We start from the raw sequence: 22,390 nt of genomic DNA, 5'->3' as shown, positions 1-22,390 counted from the left end.
GGCCCCTGTGTCATGATCGCCCGTCACCCTGACAGGCCCCGCCTAGCATGACTTCAGTGAAAGACGTTGCACAGCTGGCCGGTGTGTCCCTGATGACCGTCTCGCGCGCGCTCAACAATCCGGAAAAACTGAGCCCCGAGACCTATCAACGGGTACGCCGCGCCATTGATGAACTGCAGTTCGTACCGAGCCTGTCGGCGCGCAGGATTCGCGGAGACAACCTGCAGACCCGCACCATCGGCGTGTTTGCCCTGGACACCGCGACCACACCGTTCGCGGTCGAACTGCTGCTGTCCATCGAGCAGACCGCGCAACAAGCCGGCTGGAACGTCTTTATCCTCAACCTGCTCAGCAACCCGCCCACCGACCAGAACATCGACCTGATGCTGTCTCACCGCCCCGACGGTTTGATCTTCAGCGCCATGGGGCTGCGCGAGGTGTGCATACCCGAGCGTTTGAAAAGCAAACCCCTGGTCCTCGCCAATTGCCTGGCCGATGACAGCCGTCTGGTCAGCTATGTGCCCGACGACGAAATGGGCCAGTACCGAGCGGTCCATCACGCATTGAGCCAGGGCTACCGGCGCCCGCTGTTTATCAACCTGCCCAGACAGAGCCTGGCCTGGGAACTGCGACAAAAAGGCATGCAGCGGGCCTGCCAGGCGTTCGGCCTGGCCCATGACGGACTGTTGCAGTACGACCTGTCCGAACATGACGCCTACGGTGAAACCGCCGCGATCCTCGAACGGCACATCATCGAGGGCCGTCCGCAGTTCGATATTCTTATCTGCGGCAACGACCGCATTGCTTTTTGCGCGTATCAACTGCTGCTGGGCCGTGGCCTGAAAATCCCCACCGACGTCGCGGTGCTTGGCTACGACAACATGATCGGTATCGCCGAGCTGTTCATCCCGCCCCTGACCACGGTGCAACTGCCGTACTACGAAATCGGACGCAATGCCGCCCGGCACTTGATCGAAACCCTCGAGGTGTCGGGAGCCCAGCCGGTTGATTGTCCATTGGTGGTCAGAGCATCGCTGTAAAAACCATGGGTGTGCTAATGGCGAACCCGGGAGTCAGCCGGCGCACCCTTCAACAGGCTCCACGCCCAGGGCTTCATGCAGCACCTGCTCAAGGATGGCGAAGAAACACTTTATATGGGGCTGCTTCAGCGCCTGAGGCCGAGTCACCAGGTAGACCTCCATGGCTGGAAGCTCCAGCTCCGGGAACAGCTCGACCAGGTCCTGCGCCAGGATACGGGGCAGGACCGCCACCCCCATGCCGCGCTTCACCGACTCCAGTTGGGCAGCGAACGAGTTGACGCTGAGTTGCGCCCGATCCAGGCCCGCCGCTTTGGCGGCACGCATCTGCGGCAGCATGTCCAGCGGCGGCAGCAGGGCGATATTGAGCACAGTGGCCGGGGTCACCTCGGGACAGCGCTTGAGATACCCGGCGTCGGCGAAGACCCCGTAGGAGAGCTGGCCCAAGGCTCGATAAATCAGCGAGGGCTCACCCAGGTGCGTGGTGCGGACCGCGATATCCGCCACACCGCGGGCGATTTTCTGCAAGTCGGCAGTGACCAGCAGCTCCACGGAACACCCCGGGTGCAGGGTAGTGAAACGACTCGCGGCCTCCAGCACGCTCGACGAGAACCCCTCCCCCGCGCTGACCAGCACACTGCCATGCAGCTCCGGGTGCAGCCCGGGCAGGTCCGTCGCCGTCTGACGCCGCAACCCCGCTTCCGCCGCCTGGGCGACCTCTACCAGGGATTGGCCGCGCGCGGTCAACCAGCATCCTTCAACGCCTCGTTCGATCAGGGGTTCGCCCAGGGCGGCTTCGAGCTGGGTCAGGCGGCGGGATACGGTCGACGCCGCGACACCCAGCAACTGGCCGGCCTGCAGAAAACTGCCACGGCGCGAGACGGCCAACAGCAGACGAAGATCGTCCCAGTTTGCTTGCACAGCCATACGTCCCATCCTCGATGCTTTGCATTTATGCAAAGCCATTATGCAGCAGTCGCTGTTTTTCATGAGGGGTCGCGAAGGTATATCTACCGGCCCTGGAAACTACTGGAATGGACTGTATGACCACCGGCCACAACAACCCTGTACACCCCACCGCAACCGCCTTCCCTCCGCAGGCTGCGCAAGCGGCCATGCGCAGCACCTTCGTGACCGGCGCAACCGGCCTGCTGGGCAACAACCTGGTACGTGAGTTGGTGGCCCGGGGCTACGCGGTCAAGGCCCTGGTCCGCTCACGAAGCAAAGGCGAACAACAGTTCTACGACCTGCCGAGCGTGGAGTTGGTAGTGGGAGACATGGCCGATGTCGAGGCGTTCGCAGCGGCACTGCACGGCTGCGATACGGTGTTTCATACGGCGGCCTTCTTTCGCGATAACTACAAGGGTGGCAGTCACCGCGAGCAGTTGGAAAAGGTCAATGTCGCCGGCACGCAAGCGCTGCTGCACCAGGCTTATGGCGCGGGCATTCGGCGCTTTGTCCATACCTCTTCGATTGCCGTGCTCGACGGCGCACCGGACAGCGCCATCGATGAGACCTGCCTGCGGGCCGAGGCCGACGCCGATGACTACTACCGCAGCAAGATACGGGCTGAGCGGGTGCTCCTGGGGTTTCTTGAAACCCATCCCGACCTGCACGCCTGCATGGTGCTGCCGGGCTGGATGTGGGGACCGGGCGATAGGGGCCCGACCTCTTCGGGGCAATTGGTCAAGGATGTGGTCAATGGCAAGCTGCCCGGGCTGATCCCCGGCACCTTCTCTGTGGTCGATGCCCGAGATGTAGCCTGGGCGCTGATTGCTGCCGCCAAGCACGGACGGCGCGGCGAGCGTTATCTTGCCGCAGGTCGGAACTTGACCATGGCCCAACTGGTGCCTGTGCTGGGGCGTATTGCGGGAGTCAAGACCCCGGTTCGACGGCTGCCACTGCCCTTCCTCTACGCCCTGGCAGCGGTACAGGAAGCCTACGCACGCCTGAGCGGCAAACCTATTTTGCTGAGCATGGCGACCTTGCGCCTGTTGATCCGGGAGGAGCACCGCACCTGCTTCAACCACCGCAAGAGTGAACAGGAACTGGGCCTGAGTTTCCGGGTGCTGGAGCAGACCATTGGCGACACGCTGGCCTGGTATCGGGAGCATGGCGGGTTCAAACCCTAACCCCCTGCCGTGCGCGATAAATCCCCATCCGTCAGTGCCAAAACCGTTAATCTCGCGCCCCCGACTACAAGGACGTAAAGCAACTGTGAGCAGAGAGATAATCCTGATGCGCCATGGCCAGCCGCAGCTGGCGGCCACCGGCAACGTGTCGGCGCTCGGCATGAAAGCGTGGATCGAAGATTACGACCAGTCCGTCATCACCCGGCAACCTGCCCCCGATACCAGCAGGCAACTCGCGGCCAGGGCCAGGGTGATCGTTTCCAGCACCGCGCCTCGTGCACTCTCCTCGGTCCAGGCGCTGGGCCTGGAGCCGGTCCTGGTCGATGGGATGTTCTGCGAAGCGCAACTGCCTTTTGCCCGCTGGAAACGACCACGGCTCTCGCCGTTTACCTGGGCCGTTATCCTGCGGGTCTTATGGCTGTGCGGTTACTCGCCCAACGTCGAATCCGCCGCCAATGCCCGGGCCCGTGCCAGCCGCGCAGCGCAACGCCTGCAGTCGCTGGCCAGCGAAGGACCGGTGCTGCTGCTCGGGCATGGGGTGATAAATCGCCTGATCGCCAGGCAACTGCTGGCCGATGGCTGGACTCGCCAGACCCGCAACGGCAGCCGTTACTGGAGTGCGACGGTGTATCAGCATCGCGAGGCGAGCTAAGGCACGGGCAAGGCACAGGTCACCCAGGGCGAGGGCGTTTGCTGGCGCTGAAGTTGTAGGTGCTCCAGCGCTTTTTCGGAGCCGTTGCGCGGCCCAGCGGGAGCAAGCTCCCTCGCCACACGTGCGTGTCTGGCCTTATCGGTGAAGCCAGCAGCCTTTAGCTCAAGCGCGCCAGCAGGGCCTTGGCCACGGCCTCGGAACTGGCCGGGTTCTGGCCGGTGATCAGTTTGTCGTCCTCGACCACGAACGGTGCCCAATCCGGTCCTTTCTCATACAGCCCGCCCAGGCGCTGGAACTCATCTTCGATCAGGAACGGCACGACATCGGTCAGTTGCACCGCCGCCTCCTCGCCGTTGGTGAAGCCGGTCACACGACGGCCCTTGATCAACGGCGTGCCATCCGCGGCCTGCACATGCCGCAGTACCCCAGGCGCGTGACAGACAAAGCCGATGGGCTTGCCGGCACGCTCGAACGACTCGATCAGGCTGATAGAGGTCCTGGACTCGGCCAGGTCCCACAGCGGGCCATGCCCACCCGGGTAGAACACCGTGTCGAAGTCCTGCTGGTTGACCGTCTCCAGCTTGACAGTGCTGGCCAGGGCCTTCTGCGCCGCCGGGTCAGCGTTGAAGCGCCGGGTCATTGCAGTCTGGAAATCGGGCTGTTCGCTCTTCGGGTCCAACGGCGGCTGGCCGCCCGCCGGCGACGCCAGCACCACTTCGGCGCCGGCATCCTTGAACACGTAATAAGGGGCGGCGAACTCTTCAAGCCAGAACCCGGTTTTCAAACCGGTGTTGCCCAACTGATCGTGAGACGTGAGAACCATCAGAACTTTCATCGCATATTCCTCATTGTCGCAGTGTCGTGCCAGGCGCCCGGACCCGAAGGGACCATGACGGGGTTGATCACCAGGCTGCTGAAGGGGGTTTGACAAGCGAACGGCGGCCGGCGTTCCGGATGATTGCCACAGCGGTCAATCGCCCAGGTAGCGCAGCGCCTGCCCAGACTCAGGTGGCGCGGTTGCCACACACCGATTTGGGCGTATGGCCAAAGTGCCGGGTAAACGCCGCCGTCAGGTTGTTCGGGTGCTGGTAACCGACCTTGTACGCCACCTCGGACACCCGATAGCCGGCGCCCAGCAATTCCCGCGCGCGGTTCATCCGCAGCTCCAGCAGGTAACGTCCCGGGCTGATGCCGTGGACCTGGCGAAAGTATTCCTTGAGCCGGTACTCGCTGACCCCCATGGCCGCGCACAGGTAGGCGTTGTTCAGCGGCTGGTCCAGATTGGACTGCATGTACAGGTCAATGCGATCCAGGGTGTCCAGGTCCCGAGCGGTCAACTTGGCCTGGCGGCTCGGGGCCACTTCGAGGGCCTGGAGCTGCTCCGACAGCAGGCTCAAGGCATGAATGCGCTGGGTCAGGCCGTCCTGGTGGTGGATGCTCGGGCTTTTCAGGCGCCGCAGGTGCTCGCTGGGGTTGATGTCGCAGCAGGCCACCTGGCGAAAGCTTTCATGCTGGCCCAGGGCGCTGCCGAGCAGGCCCTGGCAGCGCTCCGGGCCAACGAATCGGGCCAGGGCCGACTCGGTCACCACCAGGCGCAATTGCTGGATCGGCGTGTCGGCGGCGTACACCCGCTGGCCCTGGCCCTCGCGAAAAACCGAGACCGTCGCCTGGTTGGGCTGAAACTTCATTTCCCGGCCGTTCGGGCAACGGAACTCCGACTGCCCGGACAACGCGAAGGCAATCACCAGCATGCGCTCCGCCCCCTGGTGCTGGCACAGCTCGGCGCAGATCTTGTGGGCGGTCATCTGGGACTTGATCACCGTGAACCCCGCTTCACAGTCCAGCCGCTCGACCTGATAGTTGCCCGTTCCCGCAGCGCCCTCGAACTGCGTCCAGGAGGAAGACGCCGATGAATCCTGACTGGCCCGGGCCGGGCTCGATAACTCTCGCATTTCCATTCCCTCAACGCGCGTGCCTGACTCGAACGGCCGCGCTTGCCTGGCTTCCTTGCGGTGCCACGGCGAAGCCGGCACCGATCTGATGGCAGCGGATCCGACTACAGCGCCCGGCAGACCCAAGGCCGCCAGCCGTTTCCCATAGGTTATTCACCGCCACGCACAAGCAATGCTAATCATTCTCATCTCGGATTGCACTAACATACCGTCCTGACCAGCCCTATCCGCCTGCGCCACCCCGCCGCGGATGACCAGGGCGACCCTGTCATCGCCTGCCGCCCGCCCCGGGAGGCGGGCCTGCGCCTGATCCGACGCCCATAAGGAATTGTTCGATGCCGATCCCCGCTCCCCGCACCTCATGGTGGCCCCAACAGCTGTTGCTGGGCTGGCTCAACCTGGCGCTCACCGCGCCCCTGATCTACCTGTACATCGGCCTGCCTTTGGTCATGCGCCAGAACGGCTGGAGCGGTACCCAGATCGGTCTGATGCAACTGGCCGGCCTGCCCGCCATGTTCAAATTCCTCCTGGCCACCCCGGTCGATCGCTATCGGCTGGGCCGGGCCAGCTACCGCAACTGGAGCCTGGTGCTGGTGCTCGGCTACGCCGGCGCCTTGTGGCTGCTCGCGGCCCATGACCTGGGCAACACCGAGCCGCGCCTGATGTTCCTCCTGGCGATGCTGGTCAGCGTGCTCGGCACCTGGGCCGATGTGCCGCTGAACGCCCTGGCGATCCAGATCCTCCCGGAGTCGGAACGGGTCCGCGCCGGTGCCATTCGATCCGCAGCCATGTCCCTGGGGGCGATAGTCGGCGGTGGCGTCATGTTGCTGCTGCACACCCGCACCGGCTGGGCCTGGCCTTTCTACGTACTGGGCCTGGGCCTGCTGTCGGGGGCCGGGCTGCTGCCCTGGCTCAAGCCCGGGGCCGGGCAACCCGAGGCGCCGTCCCTGGCTCGGCCCGAGCCGCTGCCGGTGCAGGCCGGCTGGCGCCAATGGCCGGGCTACTTTGCAGTGGCCGAACATCGCGTCTGGGGCTTGCTGGTGCTGCTGTACTACCCGTTCCTCGGTGCGGTGTGGCTGTACCTCAAGCCGCTGATGCTCGACCAGGGGTTCGCTGCAGACCGCATCGCCCTTATCGTCGGGATTGTCGGCGGCCTGGTCGGCGCCCTCTCCAGCATGCTCGCCGGACGCCTGACCCGCCTGATCGGCGCCAGCATCAGCCTGCCGCTGCTGGCCCTGGGCAATCTGTTGGCCATCGGTTTCCTGACCCTGGTGGTGGTGGCCGGCCTGGGTCACACCGCCTTGATCGCCGCCGCCATGCTGGTGGCCCTGGCGATGGGCGCCTCGGCCGGCCTGATGTTCGGCTTGATGATGTACCACACCCGCCCCGGGCTGGCGGCCCTGGACTACGGCATCCAGTCGAGCCTGTTCGTCGCCACCCGCACCCTGGTGCCGATCCTTGCCGGGGTGCTGCTCGACCGTCTCGGCTACTCCGGCATGTTGAGCTGCCTGCTGGTGGGCCTGACTGTGGTATTCCTCCTGGCCTGGCACAGCCGCAAGCGGATCTTCAGCCTTGACCGCCCTTCCCATCAGCCCGGGCAACTGCAGGGCTCATAAGCCACTATCCGACATTGCCTCAACCCAGCGCCCGGCCTTTGGTTTCCCGGGCCTGCAGGGCGATGGCGCTGGCCAGCAGCAACAGCCCGCCCAGCAGGATGAAAATCGCCATCGCCCCCCAGTCCCAGGCCAGCAGCCAGCCCATGCCGATGGAGCCCAGCAGGGCCCCAGTGCGGTTGCACAATGCGCCCCACGCCGCGCCCTTGCCCCGCAGTAACGTGGGGTACAGCTCGGGCGTGTAGAGGTGCAGGCTCATGTTCGCCGCGTACAGAAAAAACGAACAACTGGCCGCCAGCAGCGCCACCAGCAACACCTGCTGCGCCGCCACCGTCAGCGCAATCAAGACCAGGCTCAGACCGGCCCCCAGGTAGCCGCCGAACAGCAACGGCACGCGGCCGATCCGATCGACGCATCCAGCGCCGGCCATGCACCCGGCAAGGCCGGCGACGTTGCTCAACAAGGCGAAGTTCAGGGCCTGCGCCAGGGATGTGGAAAACACCTCGACATACAGGCTCGGCAGCCAGATCAACAAGGCGAAATTCACCAGGTAACCGAGGAACCACAAGGCCGCGACGCTGGCCGAGGCATGCCGCAGCCCAGGGTTGAACAGTTGCCGCCAGCCCACGCTGGCCCGGCGGCCCGCGGTTGTCAGGTCCTCGACCGGCGTCGGTTCGGGCACCGCGCAACCGGTGGCCCGCTCCATGTGCGCCATGCACGCCTGGGCCCGCCGGAACTGGCCTCGCGCCGCCAGCCAGCGCGCCGACTCGGGTACATAGGCGTAGACCAGCACCGCCAGAAGCAGAGGCACGCTGCCCAGCCAGTACAGCGGACGCCAGCCCATCAGCGGCAAGGCCCAGGTGCAGGCCATCCCGGCGAACATCAGGCCGCAGGGAAAGGACAGCTCATACACCAGCACAAAACGCCCGCGGACCCTGGCGCTGACGATTTCACTAAGGTACAGCGCGGCGATCGGCACCTCGGCGCCAATCCCGATCCCTTGCAGCAGGCGCCCCAGCAGCAGCCCTTGCCAATCGCTGGAACAGGCGATCAGCGCACTGAACAGCCCGGTCAGGAGCATCGCCGCCAGCAACACCGGCTTGCGCCCCACCCGGTCGGCCAGGGCCCCGGCGAACAGCGCGCCAAGGAGCATGCCCAGGGTGCCGCTGCCGATGATCAGGGTGACCTGGGTCGGGTCCAGCTGCCACTGCTGCTTGAGCAGCGGCAGGGTGAAGGAAATCAGCAGCAGGTCGAAGGCTTCGAAAAAGGTGATCACCCCCAGCAACAGGCGCACCCGGGCCTGCCAGCCGACCACTGGCAGGCCCTCGATGCGGGCGTTGATCTGGGTACTCAATGACAGGTGCTCCAGGGTCTCCCGGGCGTGGGTCATGGCGCCTCTCCCCCGCTCAATCAGCCAGGGTGCCGGGCTTGCCGGCACGCAGGGAGACACAGAGTTCGAACAACAGGATGCCGATCAAGGCCTGCAACGGCAGAATCCAGCCCCCGGAATACTGATGCAGCAAGCCCATGCCCAGCGGGCCGAGCACGGCGATCATGAAACCGAACCCCTGGGCCATGGCCGACAACTGGGTGGTGACCTGCTGATCGGGGCTGCGCAGCACAAACAGCAGGGCACTCAGGGCCGGCCCTGCGCCCTGGCCGATGCCCAGCACCAGGACCGCCAGCCAGGCCAGCGGCAAGGGCGCGTACAGCAGGCCCAGGCACCCCGCGAGGCACAAGCCCACGGTAGCGGCAATGTAACCACGCTGGTCCCTGACCCGGGCCGCCAGCACCGGCGCAAAATAGCCCCCCAGCACCAGGCCCACCTGGGACACCGCCAGGTACAGCGCCGCCTCGGCGACCGTGGCACCGCGCTCGACATAGATGCTCGGCAACCAGGCCAGCAAGGCGTAGAGGTTCAGGGCCTGGAAACCGAAGAACAGAGTGATCGACCAGGCGGTGCGATTCTTCAGGACCCGAATCCTGCCCCCGCTGGCCACTGCGCCCGTCGCCGCAAGCGGCTGCCCATGGCCCAACTGGGGCGCCCAGAACACCAGGGCGATCAACGCCGGGATGGCCCAGGCGCCCAGGGTCAGGTAAGCGGCGTCGACCGTCGCCCCCAAGCCCTGGTAGATCGGCACGGTCAAGCCGGCGGTCAACACCGCGCCACCGCCGAGCATCAGGGAAAACAGGCCCATCATGTGACCGATCTGGGTCGGCTGGAACCGCTTGCGCACCAGGGCCGGCACCACCACGTTCATCACCGCGATGCCGACCCCGGCGAGCAAGGTGCCGACAAACAGGCCGTGCACGCCCAGGGCCCGGACCCCGCAACCGAGTGCCAGCACCAGCAACGCGGCGAACAGCGTGCGCTCCTCACCGAAGCGCTGGCGCAGGCGCACACCGACCAGGGCGAACAGGCTCAGGCAGATCGGTGGCAGCGAGGCGATCAGGGTCGCCTGGGTCGCGCTCAGGCGCAGTTCGCCAAGGATCGGCCCAACCCCGGCGAAGGCGATCCGCAGGTTCAGCGTCACCACAATAAAACCCAGCAGCAGCCACAGCTCGCCGCGCGCCGAAGCACGCGGGCGAAGCCCGGTGACGGCGGATTGTTCAACGTTCATGCAAACCTCCAGACAATGGGAAGCCGTGCGCATGGCAGGCCCATGCGCCGGTTGACAGCGGGTAGCGCGGATCAGGCCGGGGCGCTGGCCACCAGGCAGTGGATCGGCAGGCCCTTGAGCGGCTGGGCCTTGACCTCGGTAAAGCCCTGTTCCAGCAGCAGCGACTGGATAAAGCTCACCGCGTAGGTGTCGCCGCAGTCGGTCAGGCCGAGCATCTGCGCGGCGAACAGGCGTGGCAGCGGGTCCAGGGCCGGGTCGATCGCGGTGGTCATGAAGTCGCTGATCAGCAGCTTGCCGCCGGGGGCCAGCACCGCACGGGCGCGGGCGATCAACTGCCGGCATCGCTCGGGATCGAAGTGGTGGAGGATCTGGCTCATGATCACCAGTTCGTACTGGCCGGGGATCTCCACCGAGAAGATATCGCCGCCAATCACCCGCGCCCGCTCGGCCACCCCGAACTGCCGGGCAAAGCCTTCAGTGACGCTGGCCACCGACGGCCAGTCGAGGCCGGTGACCTGGGCCTGGGGGTACTTCTGGGCAAAGGTGAAGCCGTAGATACCGTTGCCGCAGGCTACGTCGAGAATCCGCAGCCGCGCTTGCCGCGCCGTCCACTCATCCAACAGCGCCACCACTCGGCGCGCCGTGGTACGGCTGGTGCTTTCGATCCCCGCAGAAAACTCCTGCCAGTACGGGTGGTCATCGGCCTCGATGTTCTGCGCCAGGGTGCTTTTGCCGGCGATCACCGCGCTTTTGAAATCGCGGAAGGTTTCCCACATCAGGTCGGCGCTGTAGACCTGGGCCAGACCGCCCACGTACTGCAGGCTCTCGCTCAGCAGGTAGCGCCGCGACAGGTCGTTGAGGGCATAGCGCCCGTCGCCACCGACTTGCAGCAGGCCGAGGCCGGCCAGGGCCGACAGCAGGATGCGCATGCCGCGCTCGCTGGTGCCCAGTTCCCGGGCCAGGGTCGCGGCGCTGGCGGCCTGCTCGGCCAGGCCGTCGAAGACCTTGAGTTCGATGGCGGCGCGCAGGACCCCGGCGCGTTCGACACCGGTCAGGATGTCGAGGATCGGGGCGGCGCTCAGGGTCACGGGGGAAACGGATTGGTTCATGCTGTTCCTCGATAGTTCGTCACGTAAAGTTGCTTTGTCGACCTTGCCCGAAGGGGCCAGGGGAAAGGCCGGGTGCAGGCTGACGGCGTCCGGCCACTTGAAGCGTTCAAGGCCGATCTGGTGCTGCAGGAAGTGATTGACCGCCTCCAGGCTCAAGCCCTGCCCGGGATCGCGCAGGACCACGCAGGCCTGGACCCAGCTTTCGCCGCCGGCGCGAGGCACGGCGACCACCGCCACATCCAGCACCTGGGGGTGTTCGTGGAGGAGCATTTCCAGCTCCCCGGCATTGACCTTGATCCCCTTGCGCAGGATCACGTCGGATTTGCGGCCCACCACCTGCAGCCGCCCCTGCGCGTCGAGCCGGCCCTTGTCACCAGTCTTGACCCAGCCACCCGGGGCCCGGGCGCTCTGGTTCAGCTCCGGGGCGCCGTAGTAGCACAGCGGGGTCATGGGCCCGAGGGCCCAGATCTCGCCCACCTCACCCATCGGCAGCGCCTGTTGCTGTTCATCCACGATGCGGATGCCGACCACTCGCGGGTCCGGCTTGCCCACGCTGGCCACCAGCACCGAGGCCGGGTCGTCGAGGGCCGTGTGGCAGGCCACACCATCGGCGGACCCATAGGACTGGATCAAGCGGCACCCCAGCAGGCGCTGCACGCCACGGGCGGTCTCGGCGCTGAGGGCCGAACCGCCGCTGATGATCGCTTCCAGCGCCAGGCTGCTCCCGGACCAGGGCGCTTGCTGCAACAGCGGGCTGGCCAGCAACAGGTCGACCATGTTCGGCCCGGCGTACAGGTGGGTGACCTGATGCCGGACCACCGCCCGCAACACCTCGTCCGGATCGAAACGCGGCAAGGTGACCAGGGCCCCGCCCTGGGCGGCCATCACACAGGAGGTGGCCAGGGAGCCGAACGGCGACGCCAGGGGCACGCAAAACAGGGCCCGCACCGGAGCGTCGCTGCGGCTCAGGCTGTCGAGGTAGGCCGCCTGGCCACCGAGCAGGCCGTTGTGGGAATAGGCCACCAGCTTGGGCTCCGACTCCGACCCTGAGGACGCGATCAGCCGCGCCGGGCCGTCGGCGTCGATCCGCCCCGGTTCGAAGGCCAGCCTCGGCCCGTCCCAGAGTCGATCCAGATCCAGCCAGCCCTCCCGGGCCTGGCCTTGCAGAATGCGGATGCGCAAGGCCGGCAATTGCTCGGCCAGCTCATCGATCAGTGCCCCGTAGTCGGTCTCGCCGACCCAGCGCGAGCAGACCAGGGCCTTGGCCCGGGAGCGCTGCAACAGCGATCGGCTTTCACGCTTCTTGCGGCCGATGGGAAACGGCAGGACCACCGCCCCCAGCGCTGCCACGGCCAAGTCCAGGGCGCAGGCCTGCCAGCCATTGGCCAGGTTCACCGCCACCACATCGCCGGCGACCACACCCTGTTGCCCCAGGGCATGGGCCAGGCTCAGGGCGCGCTCCAGCAACTGCTGGTAATCCAGGCTGTGCTCGGCATCCGCCACCGCCAGCGCCCGGGGTTGCTGCAAGGCCAGGCGGTAAAACGAGGAGAACAGGTCGAGCCCGCTGTACAGCCCTTGCTCACGCCACTGTCGACGCAGGGAGCCGGGCACCAGATCGATAAATTCGGGGTGGTCCGGATGGCTGGCGACAGCCGTCCGGGTATCAGCCAGTGAGGCGCCATTCATAAACTGGAAATCTCCCAGGGGTTGTTCACGTGTAGGTAGGCCGACTGGCGCAAGGCGCCCGCCAGCAGCGGCTGCTCGGGCAACTGGCGCAGATCGGCGGTGACGGCCACGGCCATCAGGCCCCGGGCCTGCAACGCGGCGCAGCAGGCCTGGGTCTCCTGCTCGGCGCACCAGCGCGCCAGGTCAGCCCCGGCCTCGAGACGGTCCGGGTAGTCGTGACCTTCGGCGGTCTGCGCGAGGTCGAGCATCAGCCAGCCGTCGCGGCAGGCGACAGCGCCGGCCTGCCCGGCCACCGGCTCAGCGGGTTCTTCGGCCAGCAACAGCGCAGCGGCGCCGGCCATGCACGAATCGAGGTAGCGGCCCCGGCCATCGCGTTGCCGGGCGTAGAGCGCCGCGACCGTGCCCTCGGCCGCAGCCACCCCGCCGAGGACGTCGATCAGGGTGAGCAGCGCCCCGCCAGCGGCCCCTTCGGGCTGGCGGATGCGCGCGGCCAGGCCGCTGTAGGCCTGGATCATGAAGTCGGTACCCGGAGGGTGCTCCGGCGCCGGCGCGGGGCCGGAGCCCGAGGCCGAGACGTAGATCAACTGCGGCATCAGCCGAGCGAGGGTCTGCGGCTGCAGGTCCAGTTGCTCATCCCGACCGGGGGCCCAGTTGTGCAGGAACACGTCGGCGTCGGCCAGCAACGCCAGCAGCTCGGCGCGCCCGCTGGCCGCTTTCAAATCGATTTGCACACACTGCTTGCCCTGATTGATCGCGTCGAAATGCGCCGAGATGTCCCCGGTCATCGGCGGCATGCCGCGCATCGGATCGCCTCCCGGCGGTTCGACCTTGATCACCGTGGCCCCCAGCAGGCGCAGCAGATGCCCGGCCAACGGGCCCTGGATCAAGCGGCAGCATTCCACCACGGTGATCCCTTGCAAGGGCAGGCCGGCCTGCTGCGGTGGCAGGCGGTCGCCGGGCAGGCTGGCGACAGGCTCCTGGGCCAGGTCGAAGCAGCGCCAGCCGCCGCCCTGGATCCAGCGCTGGAACGATGGCTCATGGCGGCAATCCTGCCAACGACGCAGGGCGCACAGCTCGGTGCCGGCCTCTTTGGCCATGGCCTGCAACGCGGCAAACCCATGGCCGCCGACCGCGCTGAACAGCGCTGCCGGCAACCAGGCCGTGGCCCGGGTGTAGCGCTGCATGAACGGTCGCCAGCCTTTGCCGGCCACGGGAGTGGCAACACCGGCCAGGTTCCAGAAACGCAGCCAGGCGTCCGGGTTCAGCGCCTCCAGTTCAAACACCACGCCATCGGCGCTGGTAAAGGGCGGCCGTGCCGCATCCGCCGGGGGCGCGGGCTCGGGCGGGTAGCCGCCGTCGGCACTGTCCATGGCCAGGTACTGACCGAGGGCCAGCAGCGCCGCCCCGCCATGGCTCATGGCGACCCGCGCCCGGGGCAAACCCCGCGCCTGCCCCACCAGGCTGGCCAGGGCCGTGGTCAGCAGCAGCGAGGCACTGAAGGTAGCGCAGTAGTCCACGCCCAGGGGTAATGGCTGGCCGGTGGAGCGCTGGTGCAGGGCCGTGATGCCGACCACCGCTTCCACCAGGGCGGCGCTGGCGTCCAGGGTCGAGGCCCCCGGCCAGGGCCGCAGGTGCAGTTCCACCTGGCGTCCGGCGTCGTCCAGCAAGCCAGGGGCCGATCGATTCAAACCCGGCCTAGGGGCTGTGGCGTCGGCCTCCAGCACCTGCCCGCCCAAGGCCTTGAGGCGCCGCCCCAGGGCCCGGGCGACCGGAGCCAGCGAAGGTGGCCAGGCCGTTGCCGGCAGCTGCAAGGTCAGGTGCTGGAGCAAGGGCTGCCCAGGGACTGTCAGTGAGACGCTCGGACTCTGGTCGAGCGCCCGGGCAGAGGAATAAAGCGTCATGGCTGCGCCTCCTGCAAGGTCCAATGGCCCGTCACCGGGCCGCGAATCCGGGCGCTCATCGCACGCCCTTGCGGGCCAGCAGCACGGTCAGCGGCGCCATGGGGAAATCACATTCACCGGCGTGCTCCACGCTGGCGAAGCCGGCCTCGGCCAGCAGCCCGGCCATTTCCCCGGCACGCGGGACAAAGCGCCCGGCCATCAGCATCGGCAAGTAGTACGGCATGACCCGGGCATTCATCCCGGGCTGCGCGGAACGTTCGGCATGGGCGCTGATAAACAGCCCGCCCGGGCGCAATGCACCCAGCACGCGGCGCAGCAGGTCGAGGCAATCGGGCACGAAATGCACCACCGAGGAACACCAGATCACGTCATAGCCTTCGCCGAACGAGTCCCGAGACAGGTCGCCGCCCATTGTTGTCACCCGCTCCTGCAAGCCGGCCTCGGCCACCAACTGCCGGGCCACGGCAGCGGTCGGCGGCCAGTCGAAGACCGTCGCGTGCAGGCCGGGGTATTCCCGGGCCAGGGCCTGGGCCACCAGCCCCGGCCCGCCACCGAGGTCGAGCACCCGCTCGGCCCGTTGCACTTCGGGCAGCATCTGCAATAACGAGAGCACCGCCGGCACGCTGATCGCCTGTTGCTCTTGGGCGATATGGCTGGCCGCCGCAGCCGCCCAGTCCTGCCCGCCGCCCTGGGGCTTGGCCGGCGCCTGGAGCGGCTCGCCGCTGAGTCGCTGGCGCAGGCTGGCACCGGTCTGGCGCAAGGCCTTGAGCCGGTAATGCCAGGCGTCGACACAGCCCTGGGGCCCCGGCAGCCAGTAGCGGCGAGTAGTGTCGCTCAGGCCATAGCGGCTGCCGTCCGGCCCGTCGATGCGCTGCAAAAGCGCCATGCTCCAGAGCAGCTCGAGCCAGTGCCCGGCGATGTCCGGCGCCAGCTGCAGGCGCGCAGCCAGGGTCGGCACGTCGAGGGGCTGCTCCAGGGCACTGAACAGGTCCAGTTCCAGGGCCAGGGTCAGGGCGTCGGCCTGGACCGCAGCGCCGGCCAGTTGCCAATAGGCCTGCAGCGGGTGGCTGTGGTTGAAATCAATAATGTTCACGGTCTGGATCCCCTTATTTACAAGTCGAATGTCAGGCGCATTCCCAACTCCCGAGGTGGGCTGTAGACGTCCACGAAACCGTTCTGGTAGCCCACGGCGTCGTAGCGTTTGTTGGCCAGGTTGTTGACGTAGGCGCTGACCTCGAAGCGCTCGAAGCTGCGCCCCAGGTCCAGGTCGATCAGGCCGTAGCCGGCCCGGCGGTTGCTGTTGGCCGCGTCCAGGTAGGTACGGCTCACGGCGCTCAGGTTGAGCTGGGTGTACCAGCGGCTCTCGGCGTCGTAGCGCAGCCCGAGGTTGCCGGTCAGGTCCGGGGCGAAGGGGTTGTGATTGCCGGAATAGTCACTGGCACCGTCGGTGAAACTGTCGAAGCGGGTGCGGTTGATAGCCAGTGCGCCCAGGACTTTCCAGCCGCTGCCCAGCAGGTAGTCGGCCTGCAATTCCAGGCCACTGGAGCGCGCCGACGCGGCGTTGGCGATGTACACCACGCCCGGAGTGAGCATCTGCTGCACCTGCATATCGTCGATGCTCATGGTGTACAGGGCCACCGAGTACTGCAGGCGGCGGTCGAGGGCCCCGCCCTTGAGGCCGACCTCCCAGGAGCGGACCTTTTCCGGGGCGTAGGCCGGGTAGTTGGCGGCCGGGCTGAAGGTGTTGAAACCGCCGGCGCGGAAACCGTCGGCGACGCTGGCATAGACGAATGCGTCATCCATCCATTCGTATTGCAGGGCGACCTTGGGCGAGAAGCGCTTCCAGCTGGCGTCGCGGGAATCGCCGCCCTCCGGGGTGAAGCGCACAAAGTCGCGCTCGGCGCGGCCGCCCAGGGTCAGGGTCCAGCGCTCGGCCACCGGAATCATCCAGTGGCTGAACAGCGCGGCGCTGTGCCCTTCCAGTTTCGAGCTGTAGGGCAGCAGGCGCATCGGGGTCTTCTGCTCCCCGCCCAGGTCGTGCCGGTCGCGATCGAAATACATGCCCGTGACCCATTGGCTGTCGCCCAGGGTGCCTTCCACGGTGAACTGCTGGGACAGGGTATTGAAGTGATTGTCGCGACCGATGTGCAGGGAGTCGGCGGGCCGGAAGTCGGTGTCCTGCAAGACCCGGTCGTAGAAGTCGCTGTTGCCGGTCACCGAGCGCAGCTTCAGGCCCGAGGCCAGCTCGGTGCTCAGGTCCAGGGAGACGCTGCGGGCACTGGAGTGATCCCAGCCGCGCACGCCGGAGCTGACCCGGGCCCGAGGAGTGCCGGAGGCGCCCCACTGGGCCGCGCCGTCGTCATAGTCCTGGCGCGAGTAGCGCAGGATGGCTTCGGAGCTGTCGTCCGGGGTCCAGCGCAGGGCCATGCGGCCACCGTGCTTCCTGCGGTCGTCGGCCTCGCCACCGTGGTAGCGGTCATCGATATAGCCGTCCTGCTCGCTCCAGTTGCCGGTGACCCCGAGGTACAAGCGGTCCTCCACCAGCGGCCCGCTGAGGTCGGCCCGCGCCACGCGCTTGTCGCGGCTGCCCAGCTCGGTGGAAAGCCGGGCGTGCGGGGTGTTGTCCGGAGCGCGGGTATAGATGTTCACCACCCCGGCTTCAGCATTGCGCCCATACAGCGCCGACTGTGGCCCACGCAGCACCTCGACCCGTTCGATCCCCAGCATGTCGTGGTCGAAACCCTGGGCCATGAAGGTCGGCACGCCGTCCACCATCATCAGCGCCGAAGATGAATAAGAGGCGAAGTTGGAGCTGATGCCGCGCACCACCGGCGGCTGGATCGCCGACTGGCCGAAGGGCTGGAAGCCAAAACCCGGCACCCGCCGCAACAACGCCGACAGGTCCTGCACATGCTCGCGTTCCAGGGTCTGGCCGTCGAACACACTCATCGCCGCCGGCACCGACTCGGCGCTCTGGGACAAGGCGTTGGCGGTCACGGTGATCGCTGGCAACTCTTCCAGCGCTTGGGCTGGAGCCGCGGCCGCGACCATCAGGGCGACCCACAACGGCGTGCTTTTTCCCCAGGCACAACGACCGATCCCGGGCTGACTGACATTCATTTGATGCGCTCCAAAATGTGCTCATTGGGTCAATGGCAAAAATGGTAACAGCGGCAAAAAATGATAATCATTCTTATTAATATGCCGTCCGACGAATTTCCTATGGGTTCCGGCGCGGACTATTCCACCCCCCTGAGAATGGTTCTAACGTGTGGCCAATCCCGACGAGACAACTCGAGATCACAGTGATGCTAGAAAGGAATTCGCACCGAGCGATGGCCCCAGCCCACCGCCCCTGCTGCAGCCCCAAGCCATTGACCTGGCATGCCTGCACCCGCTGCAGGCGCTCCCCCTATCAATACCTGGCAGATGCCGGAAGACGCCCGGCAAACCGTCGCGGTCGGCTGCTCGCCCTACGGCCACTTGAGGCCGCAACCGGCGCCCACGCCAACCTCGCTGTCGGCTCTCCGAGCTTGCGCACGTCCCCTTTTCTCCAGGACTTTTAACCGAGATGAAATTCTCCAACTTCTTCAGAAACAGCAACCTCTTCACACCCCAGACGCCAGGTGCCAGTGCCAGCAGTGGCGGCCAGGCGGTGAGCGAGCAGAATCGCCGTGCGGTGTACCTGAACTTCAACGAATCACCTTTCGGCCCCCTGCCCCCGGCCCTGGAGGCGGCCCGCGACAGCCTGCCGGATTGCGGGCGCTACGGCTTCGCTGCGATCGATCAACTGCACCAGGCCCTGGCGCAGGAACTGGCAGTGCCCCGGGACCACCTGACCCTGCACCCGGGCTCCAACCGGGCCCTGCACTATGCCGCCGCGACCTTTACCGGGCCGAGCAAATCCCTGGTCATGGCCTCCCCGGGCTACCCGATCTGCGAGCTGGCCGCCCGGCGCGCCGGGGCCGAGGTGCACAAGGTGGCCCTAGGTAAAAACGGCGCCCACGACCTGGAGCGCATGTGCGCGATCGAAGACGCCGGCCTGATCTACCTGTGCAACCCGAACAACCCCACCGGCACCATCACGCCCCATAAGGCCATCCTCCAGGCCCTGGCGGAAAAGCCCCGGGACGCGGTGTTGCTGGTGGACGAGGCGTACCTGCAATTTTGCGATGAACGCTCGATGCTGCCCTGGGTCGAACAGCGCCCCGACCTGATCGTGCTCCGCACCTTTTCCAAGATCTATGGCCTGGCCGGTCTGCGGGTCGGCATGGCGATGGCCCAGCCCCAGACCTTGCAGCGCATCACCACCCTGCCCGCCGACGACGTCTCGATCACCGCTGCCCAGGCCGCCCTGGCCAGCCTCGGCCAGAGCGCTCAAGTGGCACAACGCAAGCTCGAAATCGCCCGGGCCCGGCAGGAAACCATCGACTGGCTGCAATCCCGGGACATCCCGTGCACGGCCTCACAATCGAGCTGTTTCATGATGAAGGTCGGGGACCGGGCCCCCCAGGTCATTCAGGTCCTCGCGGAACACGGCGTGCACATCGGCCGTGCCTGGCCCGAAGCCCCGGAGTGGGTGCGCGTCACGGTAGGCACCCGGGATGAAATGGACGTCTTCAAGTCCGTCATGAGCCAAACGGTTTGCGCCAACTTCCACGGCTTCTTCTATCCGATTTAAACAACCGGCGGGCATGGGCGCCTTGATGGGCTGACCCCGGGCCTGGTCAATAAAAGACTGCAACGGCGCTACAACCGTCAACAGCACTACAACCTTCAACGCCTGCATCACCTGCTGATCGAGGTGCGGGCTTCGCTCACCCAGAATTTCATTCAAGACAGGAACAGCCATGCAACTTCCCCCCCTGGTAGAGGCTGACGCCACATTGAGCGCCAGTGAAATAAGCCGTTATAGCCGGCATCTGTTATTGCCCGAAATCGGCCTGCAAGGACAACAACGCTTGAAGCACAGCCGGGTCCTGGTGATTGGTGCCGGCGGGCTGGGTTCGCCCACGCTGTTGTACCTGGCGGCGGCCGGCGTCGGCACCCTGGGCATCATCGACTTTGATGTGGTGGACGAGTCCAACCTGCAGCGACAAGTGATACATCGCCTCGCGGAAGTGGGCCAACTCAAGACTGAAAGTGCCAAGCGCACCTTGCAGGCGCTGAACCCCCATATCCAGATCAACCTGCACCAGCAACGCCTGGACAACGACAACGCCGTGGCGCTGTTTTCCAACTATGACCTGATGCTCGACGGCACCGATAACTTCGCCACCCGCTACCTGGTCAACGATGCTTGCGTGCTGGCGGGCAAGCCCTATGTCTGGGGCTCGATCTACCGCTTCGAAGGCCAGGCCTCGGTGTTCTGGGAACAGGCACCCGGCGGCGGGATCAACTACCGCGACCTGTACCCCGAGCCGCCGCCCATGCACCTGGCGCCATCCTGTTCCGAAGGCGGCGTGCTCGGAGTGCTCTGCGCCTCCATCGGGGCAGTCATGGCCACCGAGGCCATCAAGCTGATCACCGGCATCGGCACGCCGCTGCTGGGGCGCCTTGCGGTGTATGACGCCCTGGAAATGAGCTACCGCTTCCTGCCTTTGCGCCCGTCACTCAAGCGCCAGCCGATCACCGCGCTGCAGGACTACCAGCAACTGTGCGGCCTGGGCAGCGTGCCGACCCCGGCCAGCGTGCCCAGCCTGGATGCCCACGCCCTGCAAGCCCTGCGCCTGGGCGGGCAGCCGCTGCAGGTGATCGATGTCCGGGAACAGAACGAATGGGACATCCTGCACATCCCCCAGGCGCAGCTCATGCCGATGCAGCAGGTGCTCAGCGGCGTGCACCACGCGCAGCTTTCCCGGGACGCCGAGATCGTCGTCTATTGCAAGGCCGGCAGCCGCTCCAGGACGGTGGTCCAGGCCCTGACCGAGCAAGGCTTCGACAACGTGCGCAACCTCGAAGGCGGGGTCCTGGCCTGGGCCGCGGCCTATGCGCCGACGCTGCCGGCCTATTGATCCCGCGCCCCCCGCCCCCAACGAGTAGCCCTTTATGTTGCTGCTGAGCCACGACATCGTCAGCGCGATCTTCGACCAGGCGCGCCAGGCGCACCCGATCGAATGCTGCGGAATCATCGCCGCAGCCGCCGGCAGCGAGCGCGCCACGCGGCTGATCCCGATGGTCAACCGTGCCCGTTCCGAGGTGTATTTCGAGTTCGACCCGCGCCAGCAACTCCAGGTCTGGCGCGAGATGGACGCCCGGGATGAAGAACCCCGGGTGTTCTACCACTCCCACACCGCATCGCGGGCCTTCCCCAGTGCCACCGACATCGCGTTCGCCACCGACGCCAATGCCCACTACCTGATTGTCAGCACCGCGGACTACGACCCGCCGCTGCGCAGTTTTCGCATTGTCCAGGGCTGTGTCAGCGAAGAGGAAGTGCGCATCGATGCGCTGCCCGTCGCTGCACTGAACCTGCCCGATTAACCCCCTACGGAGTGCCACCCCATGAAGATCATTGTTCCCACCCTGATGCGCCACTTGACCGCCAACCAGAAAACCGTGGAGGCCCAGGGGCAAACGGTCAGGCAAGTGATCGACGCGCTCGAGCAGCAGTACCCGGGCCTTGCGGCCCGCCTGATCGACGGCGGCGAAGTTCACAAGTTCATCAATATCTACGTCAACGACGATGACATCCGCTTCTTGCAGAGCCTCGACAGCGCCGTGACGCAGCAGGACCAGATCACCATCCTGCCTGCCGTCGCCGGTGGCTGCTTTTAACGCCCCCGAGCGAGGAATGACCGATGTGCCCTTGCCCCTATATGCACCCAGCACCACCCCAACAATGGCATGACGCCCAACTGGATTTCGCCGAAAGCATGAGTTACGGCGATTACCTGGGGCTGGATAAAGTGCTGGACGCACAAGCGCCACGCTCCCAGCAACACAACGAAATGCTGTTCATCATTCAGCACCAGGCATCGGAACTCTGGATGAAGCTGCTGTTGCATGAACTGCGTCACGCCCGCCAGTTGATCGACCACGGCCAACTGGGGGGCAGTCACCGGGTGCTGGCCAGGGTCCTGCGGATCATGGAGCAGATGGTCAGCTCCTGGTCGATCCTGGCGACCCTGAGCCCCATGGAGTTCATCAGCTTTCGCTCGGACCTGGGGCAAGCCTCGGGCTTCCAGTCCTACCAGTACCGCGAGATCGAGTTCATGTTCGGCAACAAGAACCGCGCCATGCTCCTGCCGCACCAGCACACGCCGCAGATCGCCCGCAACCTCGAACGCTGCCTGCACAGCCCCTCACTGTACGACGCGATCATCCAGCAGATGGCGCGCCAGGGCCTGCCCATTGCCGCCCTGCGACTGGACGCCGACCCCAGCGAACCGACCCGCAGCGATGCCTCGGTGGAGGCCGCCTGGGTCCAGGTCTACCAACAACCGGAGCGCTACTGGGACCTGTACCAGCTGGGAGAAAAGCTCATGGACATCGAGGATGCGTTTCGCCAATGGCGCTTTCGCCACGTCACCGTGGTCGAGCGGGTGATCGGCTTCAAGAAAGGCACCGGCGGCACGGAAGGCGTCGAGTACCTGCGCAAGATGCTCGGCACCGTGCTGTTCCCTGAGCTCTGGAGCCTGCGCTCGAGCCTTTAGCCGACGCCTTATCAAGCCCGCTGCCGCTGCGA

Annotated in this window: 18 protein-coding genes; 9 read left to right on the top strand and 9 right to left on the bottom strand. The window is 66.3% G+C overall.

The genetic code is table 11. The features are described from left to right. The first annotated feature begins 47 nt into the window (after positions 1 to 47). Positions 48 to 1,040 (top strand): LacI family DNA-binding transcriptional regulator, encoded by a 993-nt coding sequence (locus ACOZJV_RS00420; RefSeq protein WP_201131417.1) that lies wholly within the window; start codon positions 48 to 50, stop codon positions 1,038 to 1,040. A gap of 33 nt (positions 1,041 to 1,073) precedes the next feature. On the opposite strand, the gene ACOZJV_RS00415 is transcribed toward ACOZJV_RS00420, so the two are convergent. Further along, positions 1,074 to 1,964: a LysR family transcriptional regulator gene (locus tag ACOZJV_RS00415; RefSeq protein WP_421546467.1), complete on the bottom strand. Its 891-nt coding sequence runs from the start codon at positions 1,962 to 1,964 to the stop codon at positions 1,074 to 1,076. A 188-nt stretch (positions 1,965 to 2,152) separates the two neighbouring features. Here ACOZJV_RS00415 and ACOZJV_RS00410 point away from each other — a divergent pair, with 188 nt between their 5' ends. Further along, positions 2,153 to 3,169, top strand: coding sequence for an SDR family oxidoreductase (locus tag ACOZJV_RS00410; RefSeq protein ID WP_421547563.1), 1,017 nt, complete (start codon positions 2,153 to 2,155; stop codon positions 3,167 to 3,169). 85 nt (positions 3,170 to 3,254) lie between these two features. Continuing rightward, entirely contained in the window at positions 3,255 to 3,821 is a 567-nt protein-coding gene (locus tag ACOZJV_RS00405; protein ID WP_421546466.1) for a histidine phosphatase family protein, read from the top strand. Positions 3,822 to 3,978: 157 nt separating this feature from the next. Here the strand turns inward: ACOZJV_RS00405 and ACOZJV_RS00400 are convergent, their stop codons facing one another. Together ACOZJV_RS00400 and ACOZJV_RS00395 are read right to left on the bottom strand one after the other, a co-directional pair. Continuing rightward, entirely contained in the window at positions 3,979 to 4,656 is a 678-nt protein-coding gene (locus tag ACOZJV_RS00400; protein ID WP_421546465.1) for a type 1 glutamine amidotransferase domain-containing protein, read from the bottom strand. Between the two features lie 169 nt (positions 4,657 to 4,825). Further along, positions 4,826 to 5,773 (bottom strand): AraC family transcriptional regulator, encoded by a 948-nt coding sequence (locus ACOZJV_RS00395; RefSeq protein WP_043228957.1) that lies wholly within the window; start codon positions 5,771 to 5,773, stop codon positions 4,826 to 4,828. A 335-nt stretch (positions 5,774 to 6,108) separates the two neighbouring features. On the opposite strand from ACOZJV_RS00395, the gene ACOZJV_RS00390 reads away from it, so the two are divergent. Beyond that, positions 6,109 to 7,389 carry an MFS transporter gene (locus tag ACOZJV_RS00390; RefSeq protein ID WP_421546464.1) on the top strand — a complete coding sequence of 427 codons (1,281 nt, stop codon included), beginning with the start codon at positions 6,109 to 6,111 and terminating at the stop codon, positions 7,387 to 7,389. 19 nt (positions 7,390 to 7,408) lie between these two features. On the opposite strand, the gene ACOZJV_RS00385 is transcribed toward ACOZJV_RS00390, so the two are convergent. The 6 genes from ACOZJV_RS00385 to ACOZJV_RS00360 all read right to left on the bottom strand — a co-directional run bounded on the left by ACOZJV_RS00385 (position 7,409) and on the right by ACOZJV_RS00360 (position 17,823). Continuing rightward, positions 7,409 to 8,776 carry an MFS transporter gene (locus tag ACOZJV_RS00385; protein WP_421546463.1) on the bottom strand — a complete coding sequence of 456 codons (1,368 nt, stop codon included), beginning with the start codon at positions 8,774 to 8,776 and terminating at the stop codon, positions 7,409 to 7,411. A 16-nt stretch (positions 8,777 to 8,792) separates the two neighbouring features. Beyond that, positions 8,793 to 10,007 (bottom strand): MFS transporter, encoded by a 1,215-nt coding sequence (locus tag ACOZJV_RS00380; RefSeq protein WP_421546462.1) that lies wholly within the window; start codon positions 10,005 to 10,007, stop codon positions 8,793 to 8,795. Between the two features lie 71 nt (positions 10,008 to 10,078). Next, positions 10,079 to 12,802: an AMP-binding protein gene (locus ACOZJV_RS00375; RefSeq protein WP_421546461.1), complete on the bottom strand. Its 2,724-nt coding sequence runs from the start codon at positions 12,800 to 12,802 to the stop codon at positions 10,079 to 10,081. Further along, positions 12,799 to 14,703 (bottom strand): CoA transferase, encoded by a 1,905-nt coding sequence (locus ACOZJV_RS00370; RefSeq protein WP_421546460.1) that lies wholly within the window; start codon positions 14,701 to 14,703, stop codon positions 12,799 to 12,801. Before ACOZJV_RS00370 ends, ACOZJV_RS00375 begins: the two co-directional genes overlap by 4 nt. A gap of 55 nt (positions 14,704 to 14,758) precedes the next feature. After that, complete coding sequence (locus tag ACOZJV_RS00365; protein WP_421546459.1) at positions 14,759 to 15,796, bottom strand: methyltransferase; 1,038 nt, start codon at positions 15,794 to 15,796, stop codon at positions 14,759 to 14,761. Positions 15,797 to 15,813: 17 nt separating this feature from the next. Continuing rightward, positions 15,814 to 17,823, bottom strand: a complete 2,010-nt coding sequence (locus tag ACOZJV_RS00360; RefSeq protein WP_421546458.1) for a TonB-dependent receptor — start codon at positions 17,821 to 17,823, stop codon at positions 15,814 to 15,816. A gap of 451 nt (positions 17,824 to 18,274) precedes the next feature. Here ACOZJV_RS00360 and ACOZJV_RS00355 point away from each other — a divergent pair, with 451 nt between their 5' ends. The 5 genes from ACOZJV_RS00355 (at position 18,275) to kynA (ending at position 22,358) form a co-directional block, all read left to right on the top strand. Next, on the top strand, positions 18,275 to 19,384 hold the full coding sequence (locus ACOZJV_RS00355) for an aminotransferase class I/II-fold pyridoxal phosphate-dependent enzyme (RefSeq protein WP_421546457.1): 1,110 nt from the start codon (positions 18,275 to 18,277) through the stop codon (positions 19,382 to 19,384). A 169-nt stretch (positions 19,385 to 19,553) separates the two neighbouring features. Beyond that, the gene (gene moeB / locus ACOZJV_RS00350; protein ID WP_421546456.1) at positions 19,554 to 20,717 is read left to right on the top strand and encodes a molybdopterin-synthase adenylyltransferase MoeB; all 1,164 of its coding nucleotides are present in this window, start codon (positions 19,554 to 19,556) and stop codon (positions 20,715 to 20,717) included. Positions 20,718 to 20,751: 34 nt separating this feature from the next. Beyond that, positions 20,752 to 21,186, top strand: a complete 435-nt coding sequence (locus ACOZJV_RS00345; protein WP_421546455.1) for a M67 family metallopeptidase — start codon at positions 20,752 to 20,754, stop codon at positions 21,184 to 21,186. A gap of 21 nt (positions 21,187 to 21,207) precedes the next feature. Beyond that, entirely contained in the window at positions 21,208 to 21,480 is a 273-nt protein-coding gene (locus ACOZJV_RS00340; protein WP_078468848.1) for a MoaD/ThiS family protein, read from the top strand. A gap of 23 nt (positions 21,481 to 21,503) precedes the next feature. Next, positions 21,504 to 22,358, top strand: a complete 855-nt coding sequence (kynA, locus tag ACOZJV_RS00335) for a tryptophan 2,3-dioxygenase (RefSeq protein WP_421546454.1) — start codon at positions 21,504 to 21,506, stop codon at positions 22,356 to 22,358. Positions 22,359 to 22,390 lie beyond the last annotated feature (32 nt).

It is taken from the genome of Pseudomonas sp. QD4 (assembly GCF_049199125.1).
GTDB lineage: Bacteria > Pseudomonadota > Gammaproteobacteria > Pseudomonadales > Pseudomonadaceae > Aquipseudomonas.
Note: the sequence above shows the minus strand (reverse complement) of the source record. Positions and strands in the feature narration are given on the sequence as shown.

What these genes read in the sequence shown, in the direction of transcription:
- ACOZJV_RS00355 (WP_421546457.1), top strand. Translation starts at nt 18,275, where the DNA reads ATGAAATTCTCCAACTTCTTCAGAAACAGCAACCTCTTCACACCCCAG.
- ACOZJV_RS00385 (WP_421546463.1), bottom strand. Translation starts at nt 8,776, where the DNA reads ATGACCCACGCCCGGGAGACCCTGGAGCACCTGTCATTGAGTACCCAG.
- ACOZJV_RS00400 (WP_421546465.1), bottom strand. Translation starts at nt 4,656, where the DNA reads ATGAAAGTTCTGATGGTTCTCACGTCTCACGATCAGTTGGGCAACACC.
- ACOZJV_RS00375 (WP_421546461.1), bottom strand. Translation starts at nt 12,802, where the DNA reads ATGAATGGCGCCTCACTGGCTGATACCCGGACGGCTGTCGCCAGCCAT.
- ACOZJV_RS00420 (WP_201131417.1), top strand. Translation starts at nt 48, where the DNA reads ATGACTTCAGTGAAAGACGTTGCACAGCTGGCCGGTGTGTCCCTGATG.
- ACOZJV_RS00380 (WP_421546462.1), bottom strand. Translation starts at nt 10,007, where the DNA reads ATGAACGTTGAACAATCCGCCGTCACCGGGCTTCGCCCGCGTGCTTCG.
- kynA (WP_421546454.1), top strand. Translation starts at nt 21,504, where the DNA reads ATGTGCCCTTGCCCCTATATGCACCCAGCACCACCCCAACAATGGCAT.
- ACOZJV_RS00415 (WP_421546467.1), bottom strand. Translation starts at nt 1,964, where the DNA reads ATGGCTGTGCAAGCAAACTGGGACGATCTTCGTCTGCTGTTGGCCGTC.
- ACOZJV_RS00345 (WP_421546455.1), top strand. Translation starts at nt 20,752, where the DNA reads ATGTTGCTGCTGAGCCACGACATCGTCAGCGCGATCTTCGACCAGGCG.
- ACOZJV_RS00410 (WP_421547563.1), top strand. Translation starts at nt 2,153, where the DNA reads ATGCGCAGCACCTTCGTGACCGGCGCAACCGGCCTGCTGGGCAACAAC.
- ACOZJV_RS00340 (WP_078468848.1), top strand. Translation starts at nt 21,208, where the DNA reads ATGAAGATCATTGTTCCCACCCTGATGCGCCACTTGACCGCCAACCAG.
- moeB (WP_421546456.1), top strand. Translation starts at nt 19,554, where the DNA reads ATGCAACTTCCCCCCCTGGTAGAGGCTGACGCCACATTGAGCGCCAGT.
- ACOZJV_RS00390 (WP_421546464.1), top strand. Translation starts at nt 6,109, where the DNA reads ATGCCGATCCCCGCTCCCCGCACCTCATGGTGGCCCCAACAGCTGTTG.
- ACOZJV_RS00395 (WP_043228957.1), bottom strand. Translation starts at nt 5,773, where the DNA reads ATGCGAGAGTTATCGAGCCCGGCCCGGGCCAGTCAGGATTCATCGGCG.
- ACOZJV_RS00370 (WP_421546460.1), bottom strand. Translation starts at nt 14,703, where the DNA reads ATGACGCTTTATTCCTCTGCCCGGGCGCTCGACCAGAGTCCGAGCGTC.
- ACOZJV_RS00360 (WP_421546458.1), bottom strand. Translation starts at nt 17,823, where the DNA reads ATGAATGTCAGTCAGCCCGGGATCGGTCGTTGTGCCTGGGGAAAAAGC.